The 24,832-nt window shown below is 66.6% G+C and carries 36 protein-coding genes and 2 tRNA genes; 6 read left to right on the forward strand and 32 right to left on the reverse strand.

Features of this window, described 5'->3' with window-relative positions; genetic code table 11:
- Positions 1-71 precede the first annotated feature (71 nt).
- A complete protein-coding gene (locus tag DA075_RS06515; protein WP_099952521.1) occupies positions 72-299 on the forward strand; it encodes a hypothetical protein in 228 nt (75 codons plus the stop codon).
- 95 nt (positions 300-394) lie between these two features.
- On the opposite strand, the gene DA075_RS06520 is transcribed toward DA075_RS06515, so the two are convergent.
- Together DA075_RS06520 and DA075_RS06525 are read right to left on the reverse strand one after the other, a co-directional pair.
- Positions 395-571 (reverse strand): DUF1328 domain-containing protein, encoded by a 177-nt coding sequence (locus tag DA075_RS06520; protein WP_048431004.1) that lies wholly within the window; start codon positions 569-571, stop codon positions 395-397.
- Positions 572-790: 219 nt separating this feature from the next.
- A tRNA-Asn gene (locus tag DA075_RS06525) sits at positions 791-866 on the reverse strand.
- A gap of 261 nt (positions 867-1,127) precedes the next feature.
- On the opposite strand from DA075_RS06525, the gene DA075_RS06530 reads away from it, so the two are divergent.
- Positions 1,128-1,201 (forward strand) — tRNA-Cys (locus DA075_RS06530).
- 53 nt (positions 1,202-1,254) lie between these two features.
- Here DA075_RS06530 and DA075_RS06535 read toward each other — a convergent pair.
- From DA075_RS06535 to DA075_RS35805, 11 genes are all read right to left on the reverse strand, one after another.
- Positions 1,255-2,334, reverse strand: a complete 1,080-nt coding sequence (locus DA075_RS06535) for a tyrosine-type recombinase/integrase (RefSeq protein WP_099952522.1) — start codon at positions 2,332-2,334, stop codon at positions 1,255-1,257.
- Complete coding sequence (locus DA075_RS38360) at positions 2,331-2,468, reverse strand: hypothetical protein (protein ID WP_338068003.1); 138 nt, start codon at positions 2,466-2,468, stop codon at positions 2,331-2,333. Before DA075_RS38360 ends, DA075_RS06535 begins: the two co-directional genes overlap by 4 nt.
- 131 nt (positions 2,469-2,599) lie before the next feature.
- A complete protein-coding gene (locus tag DA075_RS06545; RefSeq protein ID WP_099952523.1) occupies positions 2,600-2,824 on the reverse strand; it encodes a hypothetical protein in 225 nt (74 codons plus the stop codon).
- On the reverse strand, positions 2,821-3,159 hold the full coding sequence (locus tag DA075_RS06550) for a lytic transglycosylase domain-containing protein (RefSeq protein WP_164712220.1): 339 nt from the start codon (positions 3,157-3,159) through the stop codon (positions 2,821-2,823). The genes DA075_RS06545 and DA075_RS06550 overlap by 4 nt, the downstream gene beginning before the upstream one ends.
- A 74-nt stretch (positions 3,160-3,233) precedes the next feature.
- Positions 3,234-3,485, reverse strand: a complete 252-nt coding sequence (locus DA075_RS06555; RefSeq protein WP_099952525.1) for a hypothetical protein — start codon at positions 3,483-3,485, stop codon at positions 3,234-3,236.
- Between the two features lies 1 nt (position 3,486).
- Positions 3,487-3,723, reverse strand: coding sequence for a hypothetical protein (locus DA075_RS06560; protein ID WP_099952526.1), 237 nt, complete (start codon positions 3,721-3,723; stop codon positions 3,487-3,489).
- Positions 3,720-4,742, reverse strand: a complete 1,023-nt coding sequence (gene thyA / locus DA075_RS06565) for a thymidylate synthase (RefSeq protein ID WP_099952527.1) — start codon at positions 4,740-4,742, stop codon at positions 3,720-3,722. Before thyA ends, DA075_RS06560 begins: the two co-directional genes overlap by 4 nt.
- Complete coding sequence (locus DA075_RS06570; RefSeq protein WP_164712221.1) at positions 4,739-5,164, reverse strand: dihydrofolate reductase; 426 nt, start codon at positions 5,162-5,164, stop codon at positions 4,739-4,741. Before DA075_RS06570 ends, thyA begins: the two co-directional genes overlap by 4 nt.
- Before the next feature lie 98 nt (positions 5,165-5,262).
- On the reverse strand, positions 5,263-5,745 hold the full coding sequence (locus tag DA075_RS06575) for an HNH endonuclease (protein WP_210207020.1): 483 nt from the start codon (positions 5,743-5,745) through the stop codon (positions 5,263-5,265).
- A 64-nt stretch (positions 5,746-5,809) separates the two neighbouring features.
- The gene (locus tag DA075_RS06580; protein WP_164712222.1) at positions 5,810-6,193 is read right to left on the reverse strand and encodes a RusA family crossover junction endodeoxyribonuclease; all 384 of its coding nucleotides are present in this window, start codon (positions 6,191-6,193) and stop codon (positions 5,810-5,812) included.
- A gap of 86 nt (positions 6,194-6,279) precedes the next feature.
- Positions 6,280-6,606, reverse strand: a complete 327-nt coding sequence (locus DA075_RS35805) for a hypothetical protein (RefSeq protein WP_123834176.1) — start codon at positions 6,604-6,606, stop codon at positions 6,280-6,282.
- 210 nt (positions 6,607-6,816) lie between these two features.
- Here DA075_RS35805 and DA075_RS06585 point away from each other — a divergent pair, with 210 nt between their 5' ends.
- Positions 6,817-7,581, forward strand: coding sequence for a S24 family peptidase (locus tag DA075_RS06585; RefSeq protein ID WP_099952530.1), 765 nt, complete (start codon positions 6,817-6,819; stop codon positions 7,579-7,581).
- 29 nt (positions 7,582-7,610) lie between these two features.
- Here the strand turns inward: DA075_RS06585 and DA075_RS06590 are convergent, their stop codons facing one another.
- The 19 genes from DA075_RS06590 to DA075_RS06670 form a co-directional block, all read right to left on the reverse strand.
- Positions 7,611-8,147, reverse strand: a complete 537-nt coding sequence (locus tag DA075_RS06590; RefSeq protein ID WP_099952531.1) for a hypothetical protein — start codon at positions 8,145-8,147, stop codon at positions 7,611-7,613.
- Positions 8,148-8,229: 82 nt separating this feature from the next.
- The gene (locus DA075_RS06595; protein WP_099952532.1) at positions 8,230-8,466 is read right to left on the reverse strand and encodes a hypothetical protein; all 237 of its coding nucleotides are present in this window, start codon (positions 8,464-8,466) and stop codon (positions 8,230-8,232) included.
- Between the two features lie 16 nt (positions 8,467-8,482).
- A complete protein-coding gene (locus DA075_RS06600; protein ID WP_099952533.1) occupies positions 8,483-9,007 on the reverse strand; it encodes an HD domain-containing protein in 525 nt (174 codons plus the stop codon).
- A 43-nt stretch (positions 9,008-9,050) separates the two neighbouring features.
- Positions 9,051-9,401 carry a hypothetical protein gene (locus tag DA075_RS06605; RefSeq protein WP_123834178.1) on the reverse strand — a complete coding sequence of 117 codons (351 nt, stop codon included), beginning with the start codon at positions 9,399-9,401 and terminating at the stop codon, positions 9,051-9,053.
- A 216-nt stretch (positions 9,402-9,617) separates the two neighbouring features.
- Entirely contained in the window at positions 9,618-10,163 is a 546-nt protein-coding gene (locus DA075_RS06610) for a hypothetical protein (protein ID WP_108394316.1), read from the reverse strand.
- A 14-nt stretch (positions 10,164-10,177) separates the two neighbouring features.
- Positions 10,178-10,354: a hypothetical protein gene (locus DA075_RS36440; protein WP_164712223.1), complete on the reverse strand. Its 177-nt coding sequence runs from the start codon at positions 10,352-10,354 to the stop codon at positions 10,178-10,180.
- Positions 10,347-10,730: a hypothetical protein gene (locus tag DA075_RS06615; protein WP_099952535.1), complete on the reverse strand. Its 384-nt coding sequence runs from the start codon at positions 10,728-10,730 to the stop codon at positions 10,347-10,349. Before DA075_RS06615 ends, DA075_RS36440 begins: the two co-directional genes overlap by 8 nt.
- A complete protein-coding gene (locus tag DA075_RS06620) occupies positions 10,727-10,948 on the reverse strand; it encodes a hypothetical protein (protein ID WP_099952536.1) in 222 nt (73 codons plus the stop codon). The genes DA075_RS06615 and DA075_RS06620 overlap by 4 nt, the downstream gene beginning before the upstream one ends.
- A gap of 13 nt (positions 10,949-10,961) precedes the next feature.
- Entirely contained in the window at positions 10,962-11,726 is a 765-nt protein-coding gene (locus tag DA075_RS06625; RefSeq protein ID WP_099952537.1) for a hypothetical protein, read from the reverse strand.
- Between the two features lie 73 nt (positions 11,727-11,799).
- Positions 11,800-14,874 (reverse strand): hypothetical protein, encoded by a 3,075-nt coding sequence (locus DA075_RS06630; protein ID WP_099952538.1) that lies wholly within the window; start codon positions 14,872-14,874, stop codon positions 11,800-11,802.
- Between the two features lie 8 nt (positions 14,875-14,882).
- On the reverse strand, positions 14,883-16,997 hold the full coding sequence (locus tag DA075_RS06635; protein ID WP_099952539.1) for a hypothetical protein: 2,115 nt from the start codon (positions 16,995-16,997) through the stop codon (positions 14,883-14,885).
- Between the two features lie 54 nt (positions 16,998-17,051).
- On the reverse strand, positions 17,052-18,059 hold the full coding sequence (locus tag DA075_RS06640) for a DNA polymerase beta superfamily protein (protein WP_164712224.1): 1,008 nt from the start codon (positions 18,057-18,059) through the stop codon (positions 17,052-17,054).
- A gap of 48 nt (positions 18,060-18,107) precedes the next feature.
- Positions 18,108-18,413, reverse strand: a complete 306-nt coding sequence (locus DA075_RS06645) for a hypothetical protein (RefSeq protein WP_099952541.1) — start codon at positions 18,411-18,413, stop codon at positions 18,108-18,110.
- Positions 18,410-18,736: a hypothetical protein gene (locus tag DA075_RS06650; RefSeq protein WP_099952542.1), complete on the reverse strand. Its 327-nt coding sequence runs from the start codon at positions 18,734-18,736 to the stop codon at positions 18,410-18,412. The genes DA075_RS06645 and DA075_RS06650 overlap by 4 nt, the downstream gene beginning before the upstream one ends.
- Complete coding sequence (locus DA075_RS06655; protein WP_099952543.1) at positions 18,733-19,275, reverse strand: deaminase; 543 nt, start codon at positions 19,273-19,275, stop codon at positions 18,733-18,735. The genes DA075_RS06650 and DA075_RS06655 overlap by 4 nt, the downstream gene beginning before the upstream one ends.
- Positions 19,272-19,943, reverse strand: coding sequence for a serine integrase family protein (locus DA075_RS06660; protein WP_099952544.1), 672 nt, complete (start codon positions 19,941-19,943; stop codon positions 19,272-19,274). Before DA075_RS06660 ends, DA075_RS06655 begins: the two co-directional genes overlap by 4 nt.
- Before the next feature lie 32 nt (positions 19,944-19,975).
- Positions 19,976-20,359, reverse strand: a complete 384-nt coding sequence (locus DA075_RS06665) for a DUF2493 domain-containing protein (protein ID WP_164712225.1) — start codon at positions 20,357-20,359, stop codon at positions 19,976-19,978.
- Positions 20,356-20,556, reverse strand: coding sequence for a hypothetical protein (locus DA075_RS36445; protein ID WP_164712226.1), 201 nt, complete (start codon positions 20,554-20,556; stop codon positions 20,356-20,358). Before DA075_RS36445 ends, DA075_RS06665 begins: the two co-directional genes overlap by 4 nt.
- A complete protein-coding gene (locus DA075_RS06670) occupies positions 20,556-20,939 on the reverse strand; it encodes an A1S_2505 family phage non-structural protein (RefSeq protein WP_244936522.1) in 384 nt (127 codons plus the stop codon). The genes DA075_RS36445 and DA075_RS06670 overlap by 1 nt, the downstream gene beginning before the upstream one ends.
- 310 nt (positions 20,940-21,249) lie before the next feature.
- Between DA075_RS06670 and DA075_RS06675 the strand changes: the two genes are divergently transcribed.
- The 3 genes from DA075_RS06675 (at position 21,250) to DA075_RS06685 (ending at position 24,667) form a co-directional block, all read left to right on the forward strand.
- The gene (locus DA075_RS06675; RefSeq protein ID WP_099952546.1) at positions 21,250-21,918 is read left to right on the forward strand and encodes a protein-L-isoaspartate O-methyltransferase family protein; all 669 of its coding nucleotides are present in this window, start codon (positions 21,250-21,252) and stop codon (positions 21,916-21,918) included.
- Positions 21,919-22,508: 590 nt separating this feature from the next.
- Positions 22,509-23,864 carry a TolC family outer membrane protein gene (locus DA075_RS06680; protein WP_174800153.1) on the forward strand — a complete coding sequence of 452 codons (1,356 nt, stop codon included), beginning with the start codon at positions 22,509-22,511 and terminating at the stop codon, positions 23,862-23,864.
- A gap of 158 nt (positions 23,865-24,022) precedes the next feature.
- On the forward strand, positions 24,023-24,667 hold the full coding sequence (locus DA075_RS06685; RefSeq protein WP_232386132.1) for a PopZ family protein: 645 nt from the start codon (positions 24,023-24,025) through the stop codon (positions 24,665-24,667).
- The last annotated feature ends 165 nt before the right edge of the window (positions 24,668-24,832 follow it).

Raw genomic sequence — 24,832 nt, forward strand, 5'->3', positions numbered from 1 at the left:
CAAGGCATGACGTCACAAGCGTGACTTCAAGAATGCAGCCGCCAAGAATGCAGCCGCCAGGGAGGATGGGAATGAAGGCCACGGCCCGCTTCGAATGGCCGATCCGTCCCGACAGGATCGAGGTCTCCGCGCGCGGCTACATCGCCGCGGCGATCCTCTGCGCCGATCTGCACGCCGCTCAGCGCGGGGCGTCGCGCCCGCTGCCCTCCGCGACGGTGCACCGGCTGGTGCCGCGCCGGGCGCGGACGAGGCCGTCGCTGGCGCCGGCCGGCGGGATGCGGCGCGCCGCCGAGGGCTGAGCGGCCGGTCAGCGACCAGCCAACGAAAAAGGCGGCCCCGCGGGGCCGCCCTGATCCGGGGAGGCGGGCCTTCGAGGCCCGCCCGCCGGCTGACGTCAGATCCGGGGCGAGCGGCCGCGCATCAGGCCGAAGATCGCCGAGACGGCGAACAGCACGATCGCCACGAAGAACACGATCTTGGCCGCTTCCATGGCGGTGCCGGCGATGCCGCCGAAACCCAGCAGAGCCGCGACGAGGGCGACGACGAGGAAGGTGATAGCCCAGCCGATCATTGGTAACTCCCGTATCGATGGCTGCTGGATTGCTTCGCGGCGCCGTGCAGTGAAGCGTTGCAGCAAGTTGAACGAGAAACCACCGGACCGGGCGACAGGTTCCGTCGATTTTTTCGGATGAAAGCCGAGGGGCCGGCCGTGTCAGGCCATCGCGCAGGCACACGGCCCTCGCGCAGGATCGGCCTGCACGGCAATGGTCTCGCGATGGGCGGGAGAGGATGGCTCCCCGAGCAGGACTCGAACCTGCGACAAGGCGATTAACAGTCGCCTGCTCTACCAACTGAGCTATCGGGGATCGCGGCGGGACCTCTACCCAAGGCAGGGAAGGCGCGCAAGGGATTTCTGGCCCGGCTTCCGGTCCCCCGGGCGATTTTCGAGAGCCGGCTCATTTCGAGGCCTCCATCGCGGTTTTGCCGCCGGATGCCTGTTGCGGAGCCGGGCCGGGCTCTGCTAAGGACCCCTCGTCCCCGGGTCGTCCGCCCGACGCCGGGGAGACGGCGCAGCCGGCGCTTCCAAGCCCGGCCCGCCCGATCGCCGGCTGAGCGCCGGCCCGGATGGCCTCGTGGCGGAGTGGTTACGCAGAGGACTGCAAATCCTTGCACCCCGGTTCGATTCCGGGCGAGGCCTCCATCCCCCTTCCTAACTCTTTGACATCGTTGGGTTTTCCAAGGAAATCCCCAAACTCAGGAAACCGAGTTTGGGACAACCTTCGCCCGAAGTTTGGCGATTCCGGCCTGCGACAGCATCTGCTGCGAGGCCGCCTTGGTGTAGCGCTCGACCTCCGCCAGCGACTTGTGCCCGGTGATCGACGCGATCTCGTGGGCGGTGCAGCCGGCCTCGGCCAGGCGCCGTGAGGCAGCCTTGCGGATCCCGTGCGAGACGCATTCCTCTGGCAGCTTCGCCGCCTCGATCGCGTCCGCCATCTTGTTGCCGAAGCCCTTCGCGGTGAACGGCTTGCCGTACTCCGTGTAGAGCATCGCATCCGTGGCCGAATGACGCGGCCACTCGTTGAGCTGGCTCATCAGGTCGGCGTGGATCGGGATCCACAGCTTGGTGCCGGTCTTGTCCTGCGTGACGTGGATCGCGGTCCCTTCCTGGTTCACGTCCTTCCACGACATGCCGGCGACGTCCGACACCCGCTGCCCGGTGTAGAGCAGGAGAGCGAGCGCCGTGCGCTGGAGCGTGCCCAACGGCCAGCGTTCCTCGAAGAGCGCGATCTCCTCCTCGGTCCAGGTGTGGTGCTCGCCCTCCGCGAACTTCTTCATCCCGATCGTCGGGTCGTCCCGGCGCCAGGAGATGTCGATCGCGAACTTGAGCAGGATGCGCAGCTTCTTGAGCGTGTCGTTGGCCGAGGACGGCGTCTCAGCCCGCTTCGCCATCATCGCCTTGAGATGCTCGCGACGGAAGTCGGCGACCTTCAGCGGTCCGATCTTGTCGTCCCTGACGATGCGCTCGATCGCCAGGCGGTAGGCCTTCCGGGTCGGCGTCTTCAGGGCCAGGAACTCCGGGCTCGCGAAGTAGCGCAGCACCAGGGCGTCGAACGAGCACGGCACGACCTCCCTGGCCGCAGGGGAGCCCTCCTTGGTTCTGGCGATCGGCGGCTGGCCGTCGAGCGCGAGCTGGTAGGCGCTCATGAAGTCGTCCGAGCCCGGCAGGCCCGGCAGCATGATGCGCTTGTCCTTCTTGGTCCGGCGAAAATAGAAGCGCCGGACCCCGTAGCGGTCGGTGAAGCTGTCGACGTACTTCAGCTTGATGCGGCTCATGGCGTCCAGTTGGCAAACGAATCCACCGGAGCCCCTGACCCGGGTGAGTCGCGCTCAGGAAGGGCCTCGAAGTGGGCCTCGACCTTGATGCGATCCCAGATCACCCGCGCGTTCACGAGCTTGGGTTGGGGCATGCGACCGTCCCTTACCATCTCGTCGAACAAGTTGGGAGACACACCTACGAATGCGGCTGCCTCGATCCGTGACAGGCCTCGCGGAGGAAGCGAGACCGGCAGGATCATTTTGCGCTCTGCAAGTTGCATGGTCAGCCCCACCCAGTGACGTCGCCACCGGCCTGGGCGAGCACGTCGTAGCCGGCGTTGGTGATCCGCACCTCGGTGATGAAGTGCTCGGGGTGGCGCTCCAGGAAGCCCTTCTCGACGAGCCAGGAGATCGCCCGCTGGCCGTCCTTTCGTTGAAGCTCCATGGGAATCATCTGCCATCCGCTCTCGCGGAAGGCGCGCAAGACGTCGAGCCGGTGCTGGTTCATGAGAGACCTCGCGAGTGGGAGAGGACGCGCCGCCCGTAGGCCGAGCAGCCGGCCGGGCTCCCGTGGTTGAAGATCGTGGCCGCCCGGCACCAGTCGCCGTGGGCAGCGGCAAGGGCCTGACGCAGCACGCGCATCCCGGCCTCAAGGCCGACCGCGCAGTGGAGACGGTTGCCGCGGACGCCGACGCTGCGCGCCGTGCCGTCGATCACCTGCATCAGGCCTTTGGCGCTGGAACGCTTGTTGCGCGCCTGGCAGTTGTAGCCGCTCTCGACCCGGACGATCCCGTGGGCGAGCGCGTGGGGAACGCCGTGTCGCTTCGCTGAAGCCGACACCATCCTGTGGACATCGGAAGCATACGCGGGGCCCGCAGCCAGAACGGCTGCGAGCGACAAGGACATCAACAACTTCATCAGAACTTTTTGCCTTCGAGCTTCTTGATCGACCGCTTGTGGCTGTCGATCTTTCTCTGCTTCATCTTCTCGGCGACGACGACGGCATCATCCCTGGTCAGGCTGTAGTCGCGCTTCGAGAAGCCGGCGGTGCCGTTCAAGCCGCTCTCCCACTTCACCGTGACCCAGCCATCCTCCTCGTCGCGCTTGACGACCTCGACCTCCTTGATCCCCATGCTCAAGGCGTAGCGGGTGATGAACACGGTTTGCATGCTAACTGACCTCCGTTTGCATTCCTGCAAGTTCGAGGGCACAGCGGGTCCGCTCCCGCCAGCCGACGATGCTGTCGATGATCGGGCGGCGGGTCCATTCGTGGATCCACTCGCCCCGGTGGGCGCACCAGCGGGCGAGCTGGACGATCCAGCCGTTGCCGTCGTGAGGCTCCAGCAGCACCTCGACGACGTCCTCGCTCGCCGGCCGGCCGGTGAGCTGGAAGGTGTCGCGGATCATACCGCCACCTCGGCCTTGATCGCCGGGTGCGGGTCGTAGCCTTCGAGCCAGATGTCCTGAGCGCCGATCTCGTCGATGTTCGTCGTCTCGGTGCGGATGGACAGGCGCGGCAGGGGCCGGAAGTCGCGGGTGAGCTGGAGCTTCGCCTGATTGAGGTGGTTCGAGTAGAGGTGGGTGTCGCCGCCGGTCCACACGAACTCGCCGGCCGCCATGCCGACGACGTGGGCGATCATGTGGGTCAGCAGCGCGTAGCTCGCGATGTTGAACGGCACGCCGAGGAACACGTCCGCCGAGCGCTGGTAGAGCTGGCAGTCGAGGAAGCGGCTCGGGATCCCACGCTCGTCGCAGGCCTTCATGATCGCGTCGAACCTGTCGGGCACCTCCATGTGCGACAGGCCCGGAACGACGTCGTCCCACGAAGGGAAGCCCTCGACCGAATCCTCGTAGCGCTCCATGCGCTGCCCGAGGTTCATCGGCCGGGTGTAGAACTGGAACATCGTGTGGCATGGCGGCAGCGCCATGTCGTCGACGTCGGCCGGGTTCCAAGCCGAGACCAGCAGCCGGCGGCTGTCGGGGCTCTTGCGGATCTGCTCGATCACGTTGGCGATCTGGTCGATCGGCTTGAAGGCGCAGACCGGCGTTCCGATGCGCTCCAGGTTGGTGAGCAGGCTCGACCCCATGGGGCCTTCCAGAGGCTTCAGGATCTCGAAGCTCGGCCAGCTCCGCCACTGCTTGCCGTAGACCGGCCCGAGTTCGCCGTTCTCGTCGGCCCACTCGTCCCAGATCGTGACACCCTTGTCCTGGAGCGAGCGGACGTTGGTCTCGCCGCGCAGGATCCACAGCAGCTCCTCGACGACGCCGCGCCAGAAGATCCGCTTCGTTGTCACCAGCGGGAAGCCCTGCGTGAGGTCGAAGCGCATCTGGTGGCCGAACACCGAGGCCGTGCCGGTGCCGGTGCGGTCGCTCTTGACGATGCCGTGTTCGAGGATGCGCTCCAGCAGCTCGTGATAGACCTTCATGCGGCAACCTCCAGGGTGACGTGGGGGAGAAGGAATTCGGCGTGGACGTCCGCCTCGCCGTCGTAGGGCAGGCGGGTCACGTCGAAGGCGGTGACGGTGTCGAGCCAGCGCCGGTAGGTCTTGGCGCCGCCGATGACGAAGACCGGGCGCTCCGGCCAGCGCTTGGCGATCCGGGCCGCGATCTCGTCCGGGCTCCAGCGCAGGTCATCCTCGACCAGGTCCCGGTCGTGGGTGCCGTCGAGGCCCCAGAGACCCTGAATCGTCCGGTAGCCGGCGATCAGCACGCCGCCGGTGGTGGTCTCGCGGAAGCGCCAGAGGTCGGCCCGGTAAGCGTGGCCCCAGTTGCTCTTCCAGGGCAGCTCGCCCCGGAGCCCGAGCTGGCCCTGCTGGCCGATGGCCGCGATCAAGGTGATGTCGGTCACGCTGCTCTCCGGTAGATGCCGTGCTGCAGGGTCGTGAGATGCCGGGTGTCGCCCAGGTAGGCGTCGGTCCAGAGCGGCATGTAGAGGTGGCCGGACATTCAGATCCACTCCTCCACGAGCCTGGCTCCCTTCTCCCGGTTGCACCGGCCGCAGGACGCCACGAGGTTGCGTTCGGTGTTGAGGCCACCCCGGGAGACCGGGATGACGTGATCCATCTCCAGCGGGCAGTCGGTGTCGCCGCAGTAGACGCAGGTGTGCTTGTCACGGGTGAGCACGGCTTCGCGGAGCGCGGCCGGAATGTGCTCACGACCCCAGGCTGTGACGGCCCGGGTCGGTGTGATCGAGACCTGGCCGGACTCCACGATCACGAGATCGGCGTCGATCAGCTCGCGAAGGTTCTTCCGGAAGGCCGGAACCGTCTGGTTGCACCGTCCGGCCAGACCTCTCTCTCGGTACGAGATCGGCCCATCGCCCAGCACCACGAGCTGGGCGATGAGATGGTAGAGCCGGTACGCCCCGTTGCTCAGCCGTTCGGTGGCCGCGGCCCAGGCCGCGACGTCGTGCTTGTACGAGCCCGCCAAGGCGGCAGCCCTTTCTCTCGCAATTTGCAGGGATGACGAATGCTAATTAGCATTCTTGCCAGCGTCAAGGCATTTCTCGGACTTCGGTGAGGGTCAGGCGGGCGCCCTTCGGCGCGCGGCCCCACTCGACCGTGACCCTGTCCTGGAGCTTGTCGTCGACGATCAGGCCGGCGGCTTGCGCCCAGTCGAGGGGCGCCTTGAGCCGGTTGTCGAGATCGAGCTTGTGGCGCTTCTTGCGGTCGATGACCAGCCGGACCTCGAACGGACCCTCGATCCGGGCGACCGGGCCGGACGCTCGCAGCTCCTTGAGCGCCTCGTCCGCCTTGGCCTTCCAGGTCTGGTAGCTCGCCGACAGGTAGGTCCATGTCCGGCCGGTTCTTCGCGAGGATCCGCGCCGCCAGATGCGGTTCGTGGAGGTCGGAAGGGGTAGATCGATCTCGATCTCCACCGGCGGATGGTTATGCCCCGTGCATGCAGTAGAGCTGTCAAGCTCACCATCATGCGCCACGTTCGGAGGTTTGCGGGCCCGCCTCGTCAAGACATCCCCCCGCTTTTCACGAGAGGGCTCCAAAATTCTCGGTACAGGGCAGCCTGCTGATTTCGATCGATGTTGTGATTATCAAACAAGATCCGTGCCGCTGCGATCATAGAATTGCCGATCACCATCACCCGTTCGGGGTCATCACCGGCATCGATCACAGCGTCGATGACGAATCCAATCGTCACAAGCTCGGCTGACTGTTTCTCATCTTCGCTTCGCGCCGTTAACGGCATCTTATGAGTCTTTCTTTGCGGGCTGTTTGGAGCGGTTATAAAGCCCATTGATTGCGCTTGATCAGCGACAGGTTCATCCGCGAACATACCAGGATCGATTCTGAACTGGCTTTCGCATTGACTCTCCGTGTTGCCATCCCTGATGCGATGCGGTACGGGTTGCACCACTCGAAATGAGAATTGACGCAAATTCGATGGGAACACCTACCGCCCCGTTCGCATTGCCTCTGTGCAAATGCGAATGCAAAACGGATACCTCGCCCGGGGCAGGGTGTCAATTTTCGAGGACCATGAGCCATGGACGCCATCGCGATGACCGACAATCACAAGCCCCGTTCGTCGAGCAAGCTCGTGCGAACCGACGCGGAGCTGGAGCGCACCCGGCGCGAGTTCATCGACTGGGTCGACCACATCATCACGCAGAAGAACATGACGGCGACGGACCTGGCGCATGCCTCGAACCTCGCTCCGTCGACGCTGCTGCGGATCCTGAATTCCAAGACCCATCCCTTCAACATCAGCTTCATGACGATCCGGAAGGTGTCGGAGGGATCCGGCTACCCCATTCCCAAGGCGCTCATAGAGGCTCATGATGTGAAGAATGTCGAGCCGGGCGAGCCGGCCGCGAAGCCGCGCCCGACACTGACGCGGGGAGGAACGGTGAAGCAGGCATCAGTTGGTGAGGTCCGCACGATCCCGCTGCGCCATGTCTCGTCCCTGCCGTCGAGCCTGGCGCCCACGGTCCGCGAGGAGGTGCAGGAGGCCTGCCCGCCGTACATGCTCGGCGACGAGACGGCGTTCGCTTTCCGGATGCCGGACGATTCGCTGGCCCCGGTCATCCGGGGCGGGTCGATGATGTTCGCCACCAAGCGTCGCGACCCGACCTCGGGCGACATCCTGCTGGTGATCGACGAGAGCGGCCGGGCCCTGGTTCGGCTCGTGACCGACGTCGATTCGGCCGGTATTCACGTCGAGCGTCTCAGCCCCGAGCGCAAGGCGGAGACCGTCTCCTTCGACGATGTGAAGGATTTCGGCGTCGTCGAGGGGATCTGGAGGCGGTAAGGGGGGGGTCGGCGTTCTCGCGCCGGCCCTCACTCCACCGGGCGCGGCTGCAGGCGCCTGCCATCGGGCAGGACGACGTCCTTCACCACGAAGTGAAGGCTCTGCTCGGTCATCGGAACGGCGTCGATGGTGAAGCACTGGCCGTTCCACTCGTATCGGAACCGCACGTCGTCGGTGACGTGCTTGGACCAGAACCCCTCAAGGGTCTTGCGAAACAGCTCTGTCTCGACGGCGCCGTTCTCATCAGCGAGCGCCGTCATGGCGTAGGCCAAGGCCTGGATCTCGGACGCCGGAACAAGGTCGCGCCCTGGCGTCGCGGCATGCGGCACGCGGATCTGCCAGCGACCGGCCTCGATCGCGTCACTGTACCAGGACGGCAGGTCTGGCCCGGTCCTCAGCGACTCGACGCCCGACAACGTCTTCCAGAGAGCGTCGATCGCCGTCATCAGGCTCTCGACCGACGACCCGACGAACTCCTCGATCTCTTCTCCTGACGCACAGGTTGCGATGAACTCGTCGCCCTGCGCGTAGATGTTGTAGCCCCGGTAGCGCTCTCCGCTCGCCATTTCTTTATCCGGTATATCCGAGCCCTTAACCCTGGTGTGGATAGGGCGCGAGACACGTCTAGGCAAGCCCTTTGTGGGCCGGCTACTCAAGATTGCGCCGAGCTTGAGTATTGAGCGAGGCACTGTGCTGAACCTGCACATGCGCCGTCAGCGCATCGACCAGCATTTGACGATGCTCGTGATCGAGGGCCTGAACGAAGCTCTCGACCGTCGCTTGGCGAGTCAGCGCGCCTCTGGTGTTCTTGATCGGGACAATCGACCCAGATTGGTCGACGGCAAGAGCGATTTTGGCTCTCACGAGATCCTGCGCGCCCGGCATTGCGAGGGCTCCTGGATTAAAACCGTGGCAGTCGTGCGCTCTGGTATTCAACCAGAATGTCGAGAGCGCGCGATCGAAGGGCTGGATGCCCCAGTGTCAGCAGGTCGTACAGCACCGCCTTCTCCTCCATGTAGACTTTGGCGAAGGACGGATCATGGTCGAGGATGGTTGCGGTGTTGTCGATCAGATCTGCGAGCTTGATCGACTGACCATCGGCATCGGCCCGAGCGAGGTGATCGCGGTCCATCGCCTTTCTTGCTGCTCTGTTTCCAGGCTGGCCGATGCTGACGTCGGTCACCTGCCGGACGAGATCCGCGACACGATCGCCGAAGCGCTCGCGGATGTCTTGATTCGAGATGGGCGTGTCCTCGACGACATCGTGCAGCCACGCGGCAGCAACAACCTCGGCGGGGAACTGCAGCGCCAGAAGCGTTCCGGCAACACGCTCGGGATGCTCGATGTAGGGCCGTCCGTTGTATTTCCGGACCTGGCCCTTGTGCGCAGAAGTTGCAAATGCACGGGCGTGCTCGATCAAGTGCATGTCGCGCTCTCCAATTTGCATGCATGCAAGTCAGGGTTAACGGTTAAGCGCCGGACACGAGGTCGTGAAGTCGCTTCCAGATCTCGGCGAGCGGCTGGCGCGACGCGCGAAGCGCCTCTGGCGAGATCGCCGCCAGCGCGTCATGCATCGCCCTCAGCCTCTCGCGGGGGCCTGACGTGTCTGCGCGGGCCTCCCATTCGGCACGCTCGATCGCCAGCTCGACCTTCTCGATCTCGAAGGCGAGGTGCTGCCTCACGAGGGCGGTGCGATCGTCGAGGTCGCGGATCGCTCCGTCGAGGATCGACAGGCTGGCCGCAGCCTCGTCGGCGGCCAAGCGGATCGCGCGGTCGGCCTGCGGGCTTCTCTGCTCAATGATCTCCCGTGTCGTCGTCATCAGGATCAGTGCTCCCTTCGGATGCAAGAAGGTCTCGCTCGGTCGGGCGCCAGGGCTGAAGACCTCTCTCAATCGCGGAGATTGCGAGAGCTTGGCTCTTGCTCACACCGTTCGTACAGTAGTGACGAACTGTATTCGGGCTTACACCAAAGAATTCAGCGGCATCCGTAAGAGACAGCCCGCGAGACTTTAACCAGGCGCTAAACTCATCGCCGGTTAGAAACTTGGCTGAGAAGTTTCTGTTAGGCGCGGGCAATGTATTCCCCTTCGGCTGGCTCTTGATTGTTTGTCATCTTGTCTAAGCCAGACCGCAACATAAGCTGGACTTTTGAATCCGAGGATCTTAGCAATCTCTTTTTCATCGAGTTCCAGCTCACGCTTAAGCCTAATGGCAGCGGTCCTCCTTGCCATTTTTATCTCTGGTTTGCGAGTCCTCGTGTCGAAAATTTCGCTGAGCTTGATGGAGTGTTCTTCTGCTACGGTTTGCAGGATTTCAGTTGCATTTTTCTCTTGTTTCTGACTGTCAGCGCGCGGTGTCGTGAGGTGTCTGTAGAGCTGCCGCCGAATGACACGCAGGCGTTGAGAGTCGATGGGTCGTCCGCGATGGTCGCGTCCGAACGGCTGCTCGATCTGGCGATGATCCGAGACCCTGCGCTTGAAGGCGCCGAGCCTGGTGGCCGAGGAGGCTTCGATGCACAGGCTGCGCTCGATGCCGTCCTCGATCCCGACGACGTAGGTGATGCGGGTGGGTAGCTTCGACATGGTCCTTCTCGGTGCTAGTCGGGGGGATCCTCCGGCTGGGGGGCGTGGAGGATGTCGAGCGCGTCTTGCTCGGTGTCGTAGGGCCCCAGAGCTTCGTCCGTGGAGCCGTTCGGGCCGCTGGTGACGACGTACCAGCCGGCCAAATCGGGATCGCCGTCGCCATCCCAGCGCATGACGGATTCGCTACCCATAGATCAGCTCCCCGAAGAGGCAGGCCTGCATGAACTCGTCGGCGGTGTCGGCATCACCCGACTCGTCGAGGACCTCCTTGAGGCGGGCCGGGCGGTTCTTGGCGAGGAAGTCGAGGCCGGACTGCAGCTTCTCGCGCGTCAGGTGGTACTCGATGCCCTCGCCGGCCTTGTGCTCCTCGTGGATCAGCACCTTGATGTCGAAGGCGCCCTCGTAGAGCGTCTGGTCGGCGTACCAGGGCCGCTCCTTCGGCTCGTGCTCGGACGAGACGTGGTGGAAGGTGCTCGCCCAGTAGGTGATGCCGCCCTCGACCGCGGTGATGATCTGGCTGACGACCTTGTCGAGCGGGATCGAGACGGTGGTGGTGAAGGCGCTCACAGCAGCGCCTCCCCGACCGTGGCGACCGCCGGGAGGGCGATGTAGGTGGGGTGGCCGCCGCGGTTGTCGATCACCAGGACGTCGGGCGCCTCGGCGAGGAAGCGCCAGCCCCCATCGTAGACCTCGCCGTTGCGCATGCTGATGCGCAGGCCGTAGGCGTCGCCTTCGCGGCCCTTCTCGATGTCGGCGATGATGGCGTTGAAATGGTCGCGCTGCATGGGTGTCACTCCTTCAGTTGAGCTTCAGGGAGCCCTGGGGCGGCGCGAAGTTCTTGGCGCCGGTGCCGTGGACCTGGATGGTGATGTCGGACTTCGCCGGGCGGCGGTTGCCGCCGCACAACAAGCAGGACGAGCAGCGGGCGGCCTTACCCATCTCGACCGAGGCCGGACAGTGGCCTTCACCCTCACTCAAGGGCTCGCCCTTGGCCCGGACGCGGAAGGTGCGGAATCCGAGTGCCTTGGCCTCGGCGCGCTCGGCCGGCGTGTCGCAGCTCGCCATGCAGAAGGCGGCGAGGTAGGGGAACCGGCGCCAGAGATGGGTGTATCCGGTGAGTCCGCGGGTGCGACCGAGCGCGGCCTTCCAGATGGCCTCGGGAACCGCCCCAGGATCGCCGTAGGCGCCAAGGCGTACCGAGTGCGCCCGAAGGACCACCTTCGCCTGCGCGGGCGTCAGCGGCTCGTAGAACCGCTTCCTGTAGGCCTCCCAGACCATTCGGGGGCCATGCATAAGCGTGACGTAACACGATCGGCCCCGGTTGGCCGTCTTGCCGTCCTTCAGCACCTCGACCGAACCGCGATGCCGGCAGGTGCCGCAGATCGAGGCGTCGTCGCCGGTGTTCACGGCCTCCATCGGATGCCGGTCGGCCCGCAGGATGTAGACCTGGGCCATGGGGCCAGTCTTCACGTTGTTGCTCGGTCGCCCGAGGCCCGTGACGATGGCGACGATCGGCTGGCCGTCGATCGTCGAGGGACCCTCGTAGAGGATGAACCCTTGCATTTGCACTCCTTCCTGAGTGATTTGCATTGCTGCAAGTGGGTGGGCAGCAGAACGCCGCCCACCCGGGTGTTGATCAGGCCGCCTTCTTGGTCACGGCCTTGAGGTTCTCGGATCTTACCCAGCGACGCTCAGAGCCGATCATGAGCTTCAGCGGAACGTGGACGTCGCCCTTGTCGGTGGCGATCACCTCGTAGTCGCCGTCAGCAACGGTGCTGTGGCCCTCGACACGGATCGAGTCGCCGACCTCGGCGTCCCGCCACGTCAGACCCTGAACGACCTCCTTCAGGGCGAAGACGTGCTCGTTGCGGACCCACCGCTCGTCCTCGTCGGTCCTGACGCGCAGGCGCTCGTTGTCGCCCTCGTCGATCATGATCACCCTCCAGTCGCCGTCCTTGACCCACGAGCTGCCCTTCACGGTGACGGTGTCGCCGATCTTGGCCTTGGCGAAGGCCGCAGGATCACGAACCGGCGCATACCCGGCCGTCGAGACGATCGACACGACGTACTCGTTGTTGACCCACCGCGTGCCGCCCGGGTTGACGAGCTTCAGCCGCTTGCCGCCGCCGTTGCCCTCGTCGACCCGGTCGACCACGTAGCTGCCGTCCCGGTGCGTGGGGGCGCCCTTCACCTCGACGGTGTCGCCGACCTTGGCGAGCTTCCACGCCGGCTCGGTCGAGACCGTGGCCGGGCCCTTGCGGACGATCGCCTTGACGGTGCCGTGACCGACCCACCAGACCCGGCCGTTCTTGCCCTGGTTGTCGACGGAGACGCGGTAGCCCGAGCGGTAGTCGTCGGTTCTGGTGACCTCGTACTCGCCGTCCGGCGTGTCGTGGGACCCCTCGACCTTGATCCGGTCACCGACCGCGACCTGCTTGTAGAGCGGCACCTCCTCGGCAGCGGGCGCCGTCACGGCGTTCGCCTTGCGGATGTGGGTGACGTTGCGGTCGTAGACCCACAGGTCGGACTTGTTGGTCTTGAACGGCGCCTTCAGCTTGAAGGTCATCGCACGACTGTCCTCGTTGACCGCCACGATCTCGTACTCGCCAGCCGACGAGTAGGAGCCGTCCGTCACCCGGGCGAAGTCGCCCGTCGAGGCCTGCTCGTGGAGCTTCTTCGAGGTGTCGACCGGAACGAACCCGTCCGCCGGCACCTCGACCTCGCCCTTCTTGCGGACGATCGCCTTCACTGCCCTCTTCTCGATGAACCAGCCTCCCTTCGCGATGTGGACGCCGTACTCGGTGCTGGAGCCACCGAAGTCAGGACCGCGGCCCGCCTTCTGCTCGGCCGACTGCACCCGGTCGACGACGTAGTCGCCATCCTGGACCCAGCGGCTACCCTCGACCCGGACGGTATCGCCGACCTCGGCCAGGTCCCAGGGCTGCTTCTCCGCGACGGCGGGCGCCATCACCCCCGGCAGGACGAAGGGCTTGCCGTCACGCTCCAGGATCTCCTTCAGGTTCTTGTTGTAGATGTAGAGGCCACTCACCATGATGCCGACACCATCCGGGCCGTGCGTCAGGCCGCTGTCCGTCAGGTCGACGATGTACTCGCCGTCCTGGATGTCCGGATCACCTGCAACGCGGACCTTGTCGCCCTTCAGCACCTGCTCCCACAGGTTCGCGACCACCGGAGCCGAAGCACCGGCAACCACGACCGCGGTGCTCGCGGCAGCCGCAGCCTCGCCCTTGGCGACAGCCGCCTCGACCTCCCGCTTGATCGACCGGATCGAGCGGTTGATGATCGGGAACGGCTCGTTGTTGATCTCGACGCCGAGGCGAGAGCCGTCCTCCTTGTCGGAGTCGCTGTCGTCGAAGATCTCGACCACCTTGAATTCGCCGTCACGCAGAACCGGGTTGTCGGCGATGGTGATCAGGTCGTCCATGCGGGCCCGCAGGTACACGGGCGGCGGGGAGGCGAGGATCTGCTCGACGTCGTCGTTGTCGACCCAGGTCTCCTCGCTTCCGTCGTGAACGCGCAGCCGCGACCCGTCACCGGGGTTGAGCGACGATTCGTCGATCTCGATGACCTCGCCGGTCCTCGTGTCGCCGTACTCGTCGTACTCGATCCAGTCGCCGAGCTTGGCGAGGAACCAGTCCGGAGCGGACGGCAGGATCCCCGTGACGGCGTCGTCATCGACCCATTCGGTGTCGTCGTCGCTCGATCCGGTCTTCACCGACAGGCGCTGGTTGTCAGCGCTGGCGTCGTCGACCGCGACCACCAGGTACTCGCCGTCCGACAGGTACTGGTCGTCCTCGACCTCGATCCAGTCGCCGACCTTGGCCTTCTGGTACGGCTCGCGCACGTCCACCTCGGGCTTGGCCTCGGCGACGGGAGCGGGTGCCGCGGTGGTGGCCGGGGTGTCGTAGCCGCGCACCAGGGTGGTGCTGCTGTTCAGCAGCTCGTTGACGTACTTGCGGTCGACCTCGTCGAGGACGGTCAGCTCCTCGACCCGCATCTTGCCGCCGTGGTAGTCGACCGGCACGGCGACGACGTGACGGGGCCAGAAGGCGCAGAGCAGCATGCGCCGGTCGGAACCCCAGCCGTAGCCGTTGTTGCGGATGTAGTCGATCGCGCCGAGGTGCAGGCCCGTGGTGCAGGTCTGGTCCGGGTTGGCGTTGCACTCGTGGCGCGGCATCGAGACGGTCTTGCCGACCGCGTAGTTGACCGTGTTCGAGTGGACGTCGTTGTAGTTGTCCCGCACGCCCTTGAACGCGGCGATCCGGCCGTCCGGCAGGAAGCCTAGCTTGGAGCGCTCGACGAACAGCGGCAGGCGCTCGCGGGCGGCCGGCGTCGGGTTGAGCTGGAGATCCTCCAGGGCGCGGAAGATCGGGTCGAAGTTCTCGCCCTCGTCCTTGAACGCGATGATCTTGTCGACCCAGAGGTTGTGGAGCGGCAGGCCGTCGTAGCGCATCTCGCGGCCGGCGAAGGTCAGGCGCTCGCCCGAGGCCGCCCGCAGCTCGACGGTCGGATCGGCGAGCTTGATCAGCGCGTCGATGTCGACGATCCCGCGCTCCGCGTTGTTCCAGTCCAGCAGCGTGGTGCGGATCGTCCCGAAGTGAGCGTGGGACTTCTGCACCTCGTAGGGCCGGCCCTTCGCGAAGAAGGTCAAGGAGAGGTCGGTGATGTTGTGCGGAAGCTGAACGTGCATCTTAGAACTCACTTCTGGTTGGCGAGGAGGTCGAAGTACAGGCCGAGGCGACGGTTCGTCTCGGTGTTGTTGAAACCGTCGAGCAGGTGCTTGAACAGCGGGTACTTGCTCATCAGCTCGTCGTAGTTCTCCTTGAGACCATCGACCGGGCAGACGCCGGCTTTGCCGATCGGGAAGTGCAGGCCCGGGACGATGGTCATCAGGATCTTGAACAGCGCGTCGTTCTCATTCTCGCGCCGCTCGTCGCGACGTTGGATCGAGTTCTTGGTCAGCCTGACCTTGGTGGCAAAGGTCTTCAGGTCATTCGGGGCCTTCTCCAGGTCGTAGCGCTCCGCAAAGTGCAGGATGCCGTGAGGAATATCGCCCACGCCCTTCTGGCGCTGGACGGGGGTGAGCTTGGGAATGTCGATCAGGTCGCGAAGACGCATCTCGACATAATCGCCGAAGTCGAACCAGACATCTTCGTCGAGTTCGTCATCGCCGGTATCGATCAGGAGGCGGAAATCCTCCCGGATGACGTTGTGGTGGACGAGCTGCGCGATCAGGGCCCGCAGCGCGCCCTCGCCGAGCTTCGACATGCCGTCCGCGATCCGGAACCCGTCCGCCCGGCGCGAGTAGCCGAAGCGGGCGCGCTGGATCTTGAGGCCGCCGGCCGCGAGGTCGAAGGTCTCGGTGGTGTCGTTGAGCGCCACGTCGGTGCCGCCCCACTTCGAGGGCACGAGCGAGACGTTGAGCGCGCGGCGCCGCCGGATGCGGTTGTTGCGGCTGATGCCGTGGCTCGTGGCACCGTTCGCCTTGCGGGTGACGTCCGCCTTGTCGAGGACGATGACGTCGTCCTCCTTGAGCGCGCACATCGTGAGGAAGCCGGGCAGCTCGTCACGCTTCACCCGGGCCCACAGGATGTCCTGGCCGACGAGATCGAGGGCCAGGAAGCGGTCGAGCGAGGCATAGGGGTTGTGCTCGACGACGATCTTGGCCGCCGCCGGCACGTTCGCCGGGTCGACGTGATCCTTGCTGAAGCGCTCGAACTTGCTCCAGCCGTCGCCGAGCCGCATCACCTTGTGGGTGATCTCGGTCCGGATCGGCTGGCCGCCCCAGGTCACCTTCTCGCGCATACCGGAGATCCGGTTGACGCCAAGATGCGCGGTTGCCGTGCGAAAGACCGCGCAGCCCTCGAAGTAGCAGCTCGCGGCGTCGACCTTGGCCTGGACCTCGGCGACGAAGTTGGCCTCGAAGGCCGCGATCATCGCCGACAGCGCCCGCTTGGTGGTCGAGGTGTACTGGAGCTGTTCGCGCGAGGCGGTCGGCGTCACGTCCTCCGGGTTGACGCTGAACACGATCGTGTCGGTCGGCTGCAGGAAGCCGATCGAGCCCGAGATCTCCTTCATGTCGATCGGGTACATGACCGGACCGACCTTCACCTGCGGGCCGGAGAACGGCACGGTGTGCTTGGCGTAGCTGATCCAGCCCTGGCCCTGGGCCTGGATCTCCGGCTCGCGGAAGTTGATCGCGGGCGAGATCACCGGGCGCGGCTCGAAGCTCCACAGGATCTCGCGGGCCCGGTCCTCGAAGGCCTCGAAGTCGTCCTCGCGCACCGCGAAGCTGACCTCCAGCCCGTCCGGCTCCTCGGAGGGAAAGCTCGCGAAGTGCTTGGGCTGCGGCATGCCGCGCTCGTCGAGCGAGACGATGTAGTGGCGCGCCTCGCCGCCCTGGTAGGAGATGACGGTGAACGAGCCCGACAGCCCGTCCTCCATCAGGTAGGCGAGCGCCGAGAGCGAGCCGAAGCCCCAGCCCGAGACGCCGCCGATGCCGTTCGAGTCCTTGGTCGAATCACCGAGCGTCGCGTAGCGCTCCATGATGAACTCGTGGTCGAGCCCGGGGCCGTAATCGCGAAAACGGATCTTGGGCGACCATCGGCCGGGCAGGTCGATCTCGAACGGCCGGTCGGCGGGGGAAACCTCCCAGGCGTTCTTGGCGTACTCGCGGACGGGGTAGCCGATCTTGTCCTTCACGATGCCGGTGAACAGCGCGTGGGCGATCTTGGCCTCGTTGGCGAGGCTGGTTGCCCGAGCGTCAAGGGCTCCTGATGATATGTTGGTGTGGTCGCGCAGCATGACAGCCATGGCACGTTCCTCGAATTTGCATTCTTGCAAGGGGGAGGGCGCGACGAGGCGCCCTCAAGGTGATGTCAGGCGGCCGAGCAGCAGTGCCGGGCCATGTGCTCCTCCGGGCAGCCCCGGAACTGGTACTGGGCGGCCTTGCTCCAGAACTCGGCGATGTGGGCGACCGCCTTCTTGTGGAGATGGCTGCCGGCGACCGCCTGGCCGATGACCCAGCGGCTGGCCTGCCAGTCGAAGTCGAAGAACTCGCTCTCGCCATCGGGGAGCTTCCGGATCGGCGCGCGGGAAGGTGAGGGTGCCCTCGCGCATCAGCTCCAAGGCCTGGCCGCCGACCCGGATGGCGTGGCTCATCGCCTTCCAGTCCACGCCGTCGCTCTGCTCCGCCGCCCGTGTGCGGGCGCCGTAGTTGTCGAACACCGACTGGAGCACGCGGCGGACCTCGCCGACGTGGACGCCGAGCGGGAACTTGCGGCCAACCACCTCCCAGTGGAGCTGCTCGGGCCCGTTCGGGTGCTTGATCGAGATGATGCCGGAGTGGGCGTTGGCCTCCGAGAACGCCTCGATCGCCTCCTGGAAGAAGACGAGCTTACGTTCCTTGCCGTAGACCGAGATCCAGCCGTCGATGAGCGCGAGCGCGGCCCGGACCGTGCCCATCCGCGATCCCTTGATCCCGTACTTCGCCGCCTGCCGCTTCATGTAGGAGACGAAGCCCTCGACGAAGCTCAGGCTGACGAACCTGTCGCGGCGCTCCTGGATCGCGAGCCACTCCTCGCTCCAGAACAGCAGGGCGTCACGCGGCGCGAACAGCATCTCCAGGGCGTTGGCGTCGCCCTTCGCCAACATGCCGAACCACTTGTGGAGGGCGAAGCTCTCGAAGTCGATGTCGTCGGCCGTGTTCTTGGCCGTGCGATCCTCCTTCGTGCGCTCGCTGAACGAGCCCTGGGTCTGGTGCAACAGCATCTCCCGCGCCGAGGGCAGGTGGACGCCCTTGAAGTCGCGGTCCGAGGCCGGGGTGTTCGTCCCGTAGAGGTGCGACCCGAAGGTCATGCGTGCGATTTGCTTCATGATCATCCTCTGTGCAAATTTGCATTCCTGCAAGCTGCCGGGCATGGCTTACAGCCGGTTCATCTCGCGGATCACGGCCTGGATCAGGTCCCGGTCGCGCTGGTAGACGTGCTTCAGCTTCATCATCGCCGCCTCGATCCGGGTCCAGTTCTCCTGGAGTCCGAGCACGACGCGCTCCGGCCCGGCATCCGAGGCCTCGTAGGAGGCACTGTCGTATTCCAGTGGAGCGAGGGCGCCGTACAGCTCGGAGAGGAGCTTGGTGATCTCGTGCCGTCCACCGCCCTCAGGATTGGCCGCGTCGTCGAGGACGCTGTGGAAGTACCCGCTGCCGACGTACCTGAATTCCCGGCTCATGCTGCTTCGCTCTCTTCGGATTCCGGGGATGCGAGACCGAGCGTCTCGCGCCATTCCCGCGCCGCCGGCAGCAGCGAGGGGTCGACCACCTTGGCCTCATCGGGCTCCAGGATGGCCTGGACCAGAAGGGCGTCCGCCAGCTTCGACTGGCAGACCTCGTTCTTGGTCGGCACGCAACCGGCGGTCATCTCCGCCCGGATGGTAAAGAGGTCGGCGTCTTCCCCGAACACGACAGCGAGCGCCTCCCGGGGGAGAGCGCTCTCAAGGCCGCACTTCGTGCAGACGATCCGGACCTCGGGGAGAGGCCAGTCGGAGACCTTCATGCTGCGCAGGCGCAGGCCTGGGCCGCCGGATCGGACCCCTCGACAGCCTCAAGCCAGAGGTCGGCGGGCCGGGTGATCTCGTGCCAGGTGCCGGTGTGGCCGTCGTAGGTGTCGACCACGATGCCCTTGGCGAGCATGTTGTCGATCGCCCAGCTCATGTTCCGGACCCAGCGCACCGGCACCATGTTGTGGCGGGCGACGACCCGGGCGATGCCGGACTGGATGATCTCGGAGGCGCAGGAGCAGCACGGCGGCAGGCCGGAGACGTAGAGAGTGTGGCCCTCCAGGCTCTGGTCCTTCGCGAAGCCGATCGCGTTCTCCTCGGCGTGCCGGACCGTGGCGATCTTGTAGTCCCGGTCGGCGTACAGCTCCGCGGCGTCGTTAAGCCCGCGCGGAAAGCCATTGAAGCCCACCGAGGCGAGCGTGCGATCGGGGCGCACCAGCACCGCGCCGACCTTGCTGCTCGGGTCCTTCGACCAGCCGGCGACCATGTCGGCCATCTCCAGGAACCGCAAATCCCACTTCTGGCTGTAAGTCATTCCTCGAACATCCCCGTGCGGTAGTTGAAGCCGTCCGCGCCCTGGAAGGGCGGGCAGTGGGTGACCTTGCCGGCGGCGAGCGCGGCAGCGATCAGGGAGGCGTCGTCAGCGACCTCGCTCGTCGGCTTGGGCTTGGGCTTGGTGAGCTGGCGCCGCTGGGGCGCCATGTACCGGGCATTGCGCTCGCGCCGCTTGCGATCCTTCTCGGTGTCGAGGAGTTGCGCAGGCTTGGGCAGCACTGTGGGGGGAGGTGCCGGGTCAGGATCCGGATCGGGCTCGGCCGCGGCCTCGGGAGCCGGGGCGGGCGCGGCCTTCGTGTGGCCGATCTTCGTGTGCGGGCTCTCCAGCCCCATCCCCTTCATGATCCGCTTGACGGAGGAAGGGTGGAACGAGGTACCGGCTTCGGTCATCAGCCCGCGACGGTTCAGCTCGTTGGCGATGCGCGTGTAGGAGGTGAAGCCCTCGTCGAACAGCGACCGGATCTTGCGCTCGACCCGATTCTCGCCCTTGACGGCGGGCTCGACGGTGGAGCCGTACAGCGCGATGTCGGGCTTCCAGGCCTCGATATGAGGCCGAGCCTCGATCACCACGGGCTTCAGCGCGTCGGCGATGCGCTCCAGCGCGACGGCGATGCGCTCGATCGAGGAGGCGAGGGTGGTCTGGTCCATCTGCGGTCCCGTCGTTTGCATTTGCATTCGCATTACTGCAAGCTTGCAGGCATGACAAGGCCATTCGCAGTGGCGTGGATCACCGGGATCCGGGCCAGTCCTGCGCGTTCGACCATGTCGGCGGTGCCTTCATTGCCCTCGAAGGCGACGAGCGCGAAGGGACGCCAGCGGCGCAGCATGTCCTGGTTCCGGGCCCGGCCGGCCATCGCCTTGCCCCACCGGCGCCAGTCGGCCGGCATGGTCTCGAACGGCACGCCGCGCTCGACCGCCCACTCCCGGGCGAAGGTGTCGAGGCCGGAAGCCCCGCCCTCGACCAGTCCGCAGATGCCACCGAGCACCACGTCGACCTCGTCGAGGGACCGGAACGCCAGCCGGCGCTCGGAGAAGGTCCGGCCCCCGGTGACGGCAATGATCACTCGTGGCTCTTTAGCAGGTCGTACAGCACCTCGATCCCCTCCTCCCGGGAGCCGAAGCGCAGCAGCGTCGGCTTGCCGGCCAACAAGGCCTCGGCGTCGAAGATGGCGTCCCAGGAGCCGTGCATAGCGCCAACCCGGGCGGCGGCCGAGCGCGCCTTGGGAAGGACGGCACGCAAGGCCTTCTCGGTCTCACTCATTAGATTCTCCAGCCGGCGGGAAGGATGCAGTTGTCCGGCGCCGTCGCGAAGAACGGCGAGATCTCGTCGTCGTGGTAGCCGGCGTGGCCGCAGCCAATCCGGGTCACAAAGAACGTGAGGTCGGGCCTATCATGCGCGAGCTGCAGGAAACGGATGACGTGCCACTCGATCTGACCCAGGGGCAGAATCGACAGGGTTCCGGTGCGCTCGGGGCCCTTGGTGGGGATGCCGTAGGACTGCCCCATGAGCCCTTCGCCCTGGCCCTGGATGGCTCCATACTGGCGCTTGGCGACCAGCGCTGCGCCCTTGCCGTGCCTGCCTGCCAAGTTTGCGCCGAAGACAAAAATTGCCCCTTGCGGCGGGGGCTCGAACTCGTCCATCATCACCCCTCATAGTTTGGGGAAGTGGTTGGGAATGGGTCTGAAAAGCCTGTAAATTCAATGAGGCGATTTTCCCCAAACTCCTGACCTAACCCATTGATATTGAATGGGAATGTGAGACCGGGCGAGGCCTCCACCCCTTCTTCTCCCGCTTATCAGATCAACAGACCAGCCCGGCTTTCGCGTGCGAGACCGGCTTGTCCCGGCTCCTTGCCCGGATCCTTGCCTTTTGGCCGGCGATCCACCACAACCGCGTCGCCCGGCGGCTTGACCGTCGCGGCTTGGCCGTCGCTCAAGCTCCCCAGAGACGTTCATGCTCGACTACGCGCAAGCGCGCCGCCTCATGGTCGATTGCCAGCTCCGGACGTTCGACGTGACCGACATCGCGCTCCTCGACGCGTTCGACGCCGTCCCGCGCGAGCGGTTCATGCCGGCGGACCGGCAGGATTTCGCCTATATCGATCAGCCTCAGGCGGTCGGCACGGAAGAGGGCGAGACCCGCTTCATGCCGGCCCCGATGGTGCTGGCACGCCTGATCCAGGCGCTGACCCTCAAGCCCGGCCACCGCGTCCTCGAGGTCGGGACCGGTCTCGGCTACGGCGCCGCCCTCCTGCGCCGCCTCGGCGTCGAGGTGGTCGCCCTCGAATCGCTTCCCGGCCTCGCCGCGGCGGCGCGCGAGCGGCTGGCGCAAGGCGGGCTCGGCGACGGCGTCACCGTGGAGGTCGGCCCGCTCGAGAAGGGCGCGGCCGGCCACGCCCCCTACGACGCGATCCTGATCAACGGCCAGGTCGAGCAGCGCCCGCAGGCCCTGCTGGAGCAGCTCGCCGATGGCGGGCGCCTCGCCTGCGTCCAGGGCCAGGGCCGTCCGGCCAAGGCGACCCTGTGGGTGCGCTCCGGCGACGCCTTCGGCTCGCGCCCGCTCTTCGACGCCACCCTGCCGCCCTTGCGCGCCTTCGCGGTCGAGACCGGCTTCGCGTTCTGACGGGTCGGGCGCGGGACCGGCCTTGCCACCCCGCGCCCGACCCGTCCGGCCATCTCCGAAAGCGGGTGGCCCACCACCGATCTGACGTGCCCCCGGAGGCTCCGGCCGGGCGGCCGGATGCGGATTTTCCTTGGGCCCGCGGGCGGGTCGACCGTCCAAGCCGGTCGCCCGCCAGGATTCGGCCCCCGCCATACGGGCACGAACCGGGCTGCCGAGGCCCCGCCCGCGGGCCGGGCGGCCCGCGAAAGCATGTCCTTCACCAAGGTCTTGCCGGTTGCGCGCGCGGCGCGGCCGCCCGGCGCGGGGACGCGCGCGAATCACCGTTCCGCCGCCCTGATTACCCCCAGGACACCTGTCGCTTTTTTGCGGCACCGCCGGGCAAACTCGGTGATCCATAGCGAGGGGGCGATGCTCCCGGAACCGCCCTCAGCTAAGGTCACGCTCGAGGTGGGCACAGCGATATGACGAACCGGCTCCGCCGCCCGCGGTGCAGAGCCGATCGATTGTGGGCTAGCCGCACAGGGTAGACAGGCGTGACTGACACAGGAACTCAGGCGTTCCGCAGGCTTCGGCTGGGCGGGTTCGCCGCCATGGCGCTCGCCATGGCGGGCCAGGGCGCGGCCGCGGAAACCCTGGAGACCGCGCTCGCGCGGGCCTATGCGGGCAACCCGACGCTCAACTCGCAGCGCGCCGGACAGCGCGCCAACGACGAGAACGTACCCCGGGCGCTGGCGGGCTATCGCCCGACCGTGAGCGCGCAGGCCAGCATCGGCGTCAGCAACGTGTCGGGCAGCCTCGGCGGCAGCCGCGGCCTCGGCGTCGGCAGCGACGCCTCGCAGACCCTGATTCCGGGCTCGGCTGGCCTCACGGTCAACCAGACCCTTTTCAACGGCTTCCGGACCGACAACCAGACCCGGCAGGCCGAGTCGCAGGTGCTGGGCGGCCGCGAGACCTTGCGCAACAGCGAGATGCAGACGCTGTTCCAGGCGGCGCAGGCCTACATGAACGTGCTGGCGGACACCGCCACGCTGGAGCTCAACCGCAACAACGTCGAGGTGCTGGAGGAGCAGCTCCGCCAGACCCGCGACCGCTTCAACGTCGGCGAGGTGACGCGCACCGACGTCGCCCAGGCCGAGGCGCGGCTCGCCGGCGCCCGGGCCCAGGTCAGCCTGGCCGAGGCGAATCTGCGCACCAGCATCGCGACCTACCGGCAGGTGATCGGCGTCGAGCCGCGCCAGCTTGCCCCCGGCCGGCCGATCGACCGCTTCGTGCCTCAGACCCTGACGGCGGCGGTCGAGATCGGCCTCACCGAGCATCCGGCGATCCTCTCCGCCCTCCACGCGGTCGACGCGGCCGAGGCACAGGTCAAGATCGCCGAATCGTCGCTCTACCCGCAGGTCAGCGTGAGCGGCAGCGCCGCGCAGGTCTTCGACCAGCAGATCGCCAATACGCGCTACTTCCAGGGCTCGATCGTCGGCCAGCTCACGGTCCCGCTCTACCAGGGCGGCGCGGAATACGCGCAGATCCGCCAAGCCAAGGAGCAGGTCGGCCAGGCCCGGCTCCAGGCCGAGCTGACCCGCGACCAGGTCCGGGCCAGCATCGTCAGCGCCTGGGGCGCCCTCGAGGCCGCCAAGGCCCGTGTCATCGCCTCGCAGGCCCAGGTCCAGGCCAACGAGGTGGCACTGAACGGCGTGCGCGAGGAGGCCCGGGTCGGCCAGCGCACGACCCTCGACGTGCTGAACGCCCAGCAGGAACTCCTGTCCGCCCGCGTCAACCTGATCGCGGCCCAGCGCGACCGGGTGGTGGGCTCCTACCAGGTGGTGCAGACCGTCGGCCGCCTCACCACCCGCTTCATCGCCGTCCCGGTGGCGCAGTACAGCGCCAAGCAGCATTACGACCAGATCAAGGACCTCTGGTACGGCGTGCGCACACCGGACGGCCGCTGACCGTGGCGCCGTCCCGCCCGGCGACACGCCGGAGGGCGGCCTCCTAGAGCCCGCCTTCCTGTTAGTTGCGCGGGCCGCCTCGCTTGTGCGCGGCCGGCACTGTGGAATACTGCGTATCCAAGCCCCCCCCGATCCTCTGCACTCGAGCGTTGAGCCGGATGAGCGCCGCGAGCCCCAAGACGCAGGACAAGACGCAGGAACCCTCGATGGAGGAGATCCTCGCCTCCATCCGGCGCATCATCGCCGACGACCAGAAGCCGGCCGAGCCGCCCGCCGCCGGGTCGCGGCCGGTGGCGGTGCCGAAGCCCGAGCCGGACGAGGACGTGCTCGACCTGGCGATGGTGGCCAAGCCCGCGCCCAAGCCCGCCCCGGAGCCGGTCGCCAAGGCGCCGCCTCCGCCGGAGCCCGAGCCCGAGCCGAGCTTCGACGAGATGTCGGAGATCGCGTTCCGCGACGAGCCGATGGATTTCGACGCGATCGAGATCGAGCCGGAGCCCGCTCCGCCGCCGCCCCCGCCGGAGCCCCCGAAGGCCGAGGCCCCGCCGCCCGCGCCCCCTGCGCCGCCGGAGCCGCCCCGTCCGGCGATGGAGGACCGGCTCCTGTCCCAGGCGACGGACGCCACGGTCAGCCACGCCTTCGACCTCCTGGCCAGCACGGTCCTGACCCGCAACGCCCGCACCATCGAGGACCTGGTGCAGGACATGCTGCGGCCGATGCTGAAGGCTTGGCTCGACGACAACCTGCCGGTCATGGTCGAGCGCCTGGTCCGCGCCGAGATCGAGCGCGTGGCAAGGGGCCGGTGACGACCGGGCGGTGAGTCCCGGCCGCTGATCGGGCGGCGGCTCCCATTGACGGAACGACGCGGGTCCGCTTGAAAGCGGGCTCGGGGGCCGGCCGCTCGCGCGGCCGGCCTTTTTCGTTTCTGGTTCCGGCGCCCGCGAGGCCCGCGTCCCGCCTGGCGGACGCGC

Source organism: Methylobacterium currus, from assembly GCF_003058325.1.
Taxonomy (GTDB): domain Bacteria; phylum Pseudomonadota; class Alphaproteobacteria; order Rhizobiales; family Beijerinckiaceae; genus Methylobacterium; species Methylobacterium currus.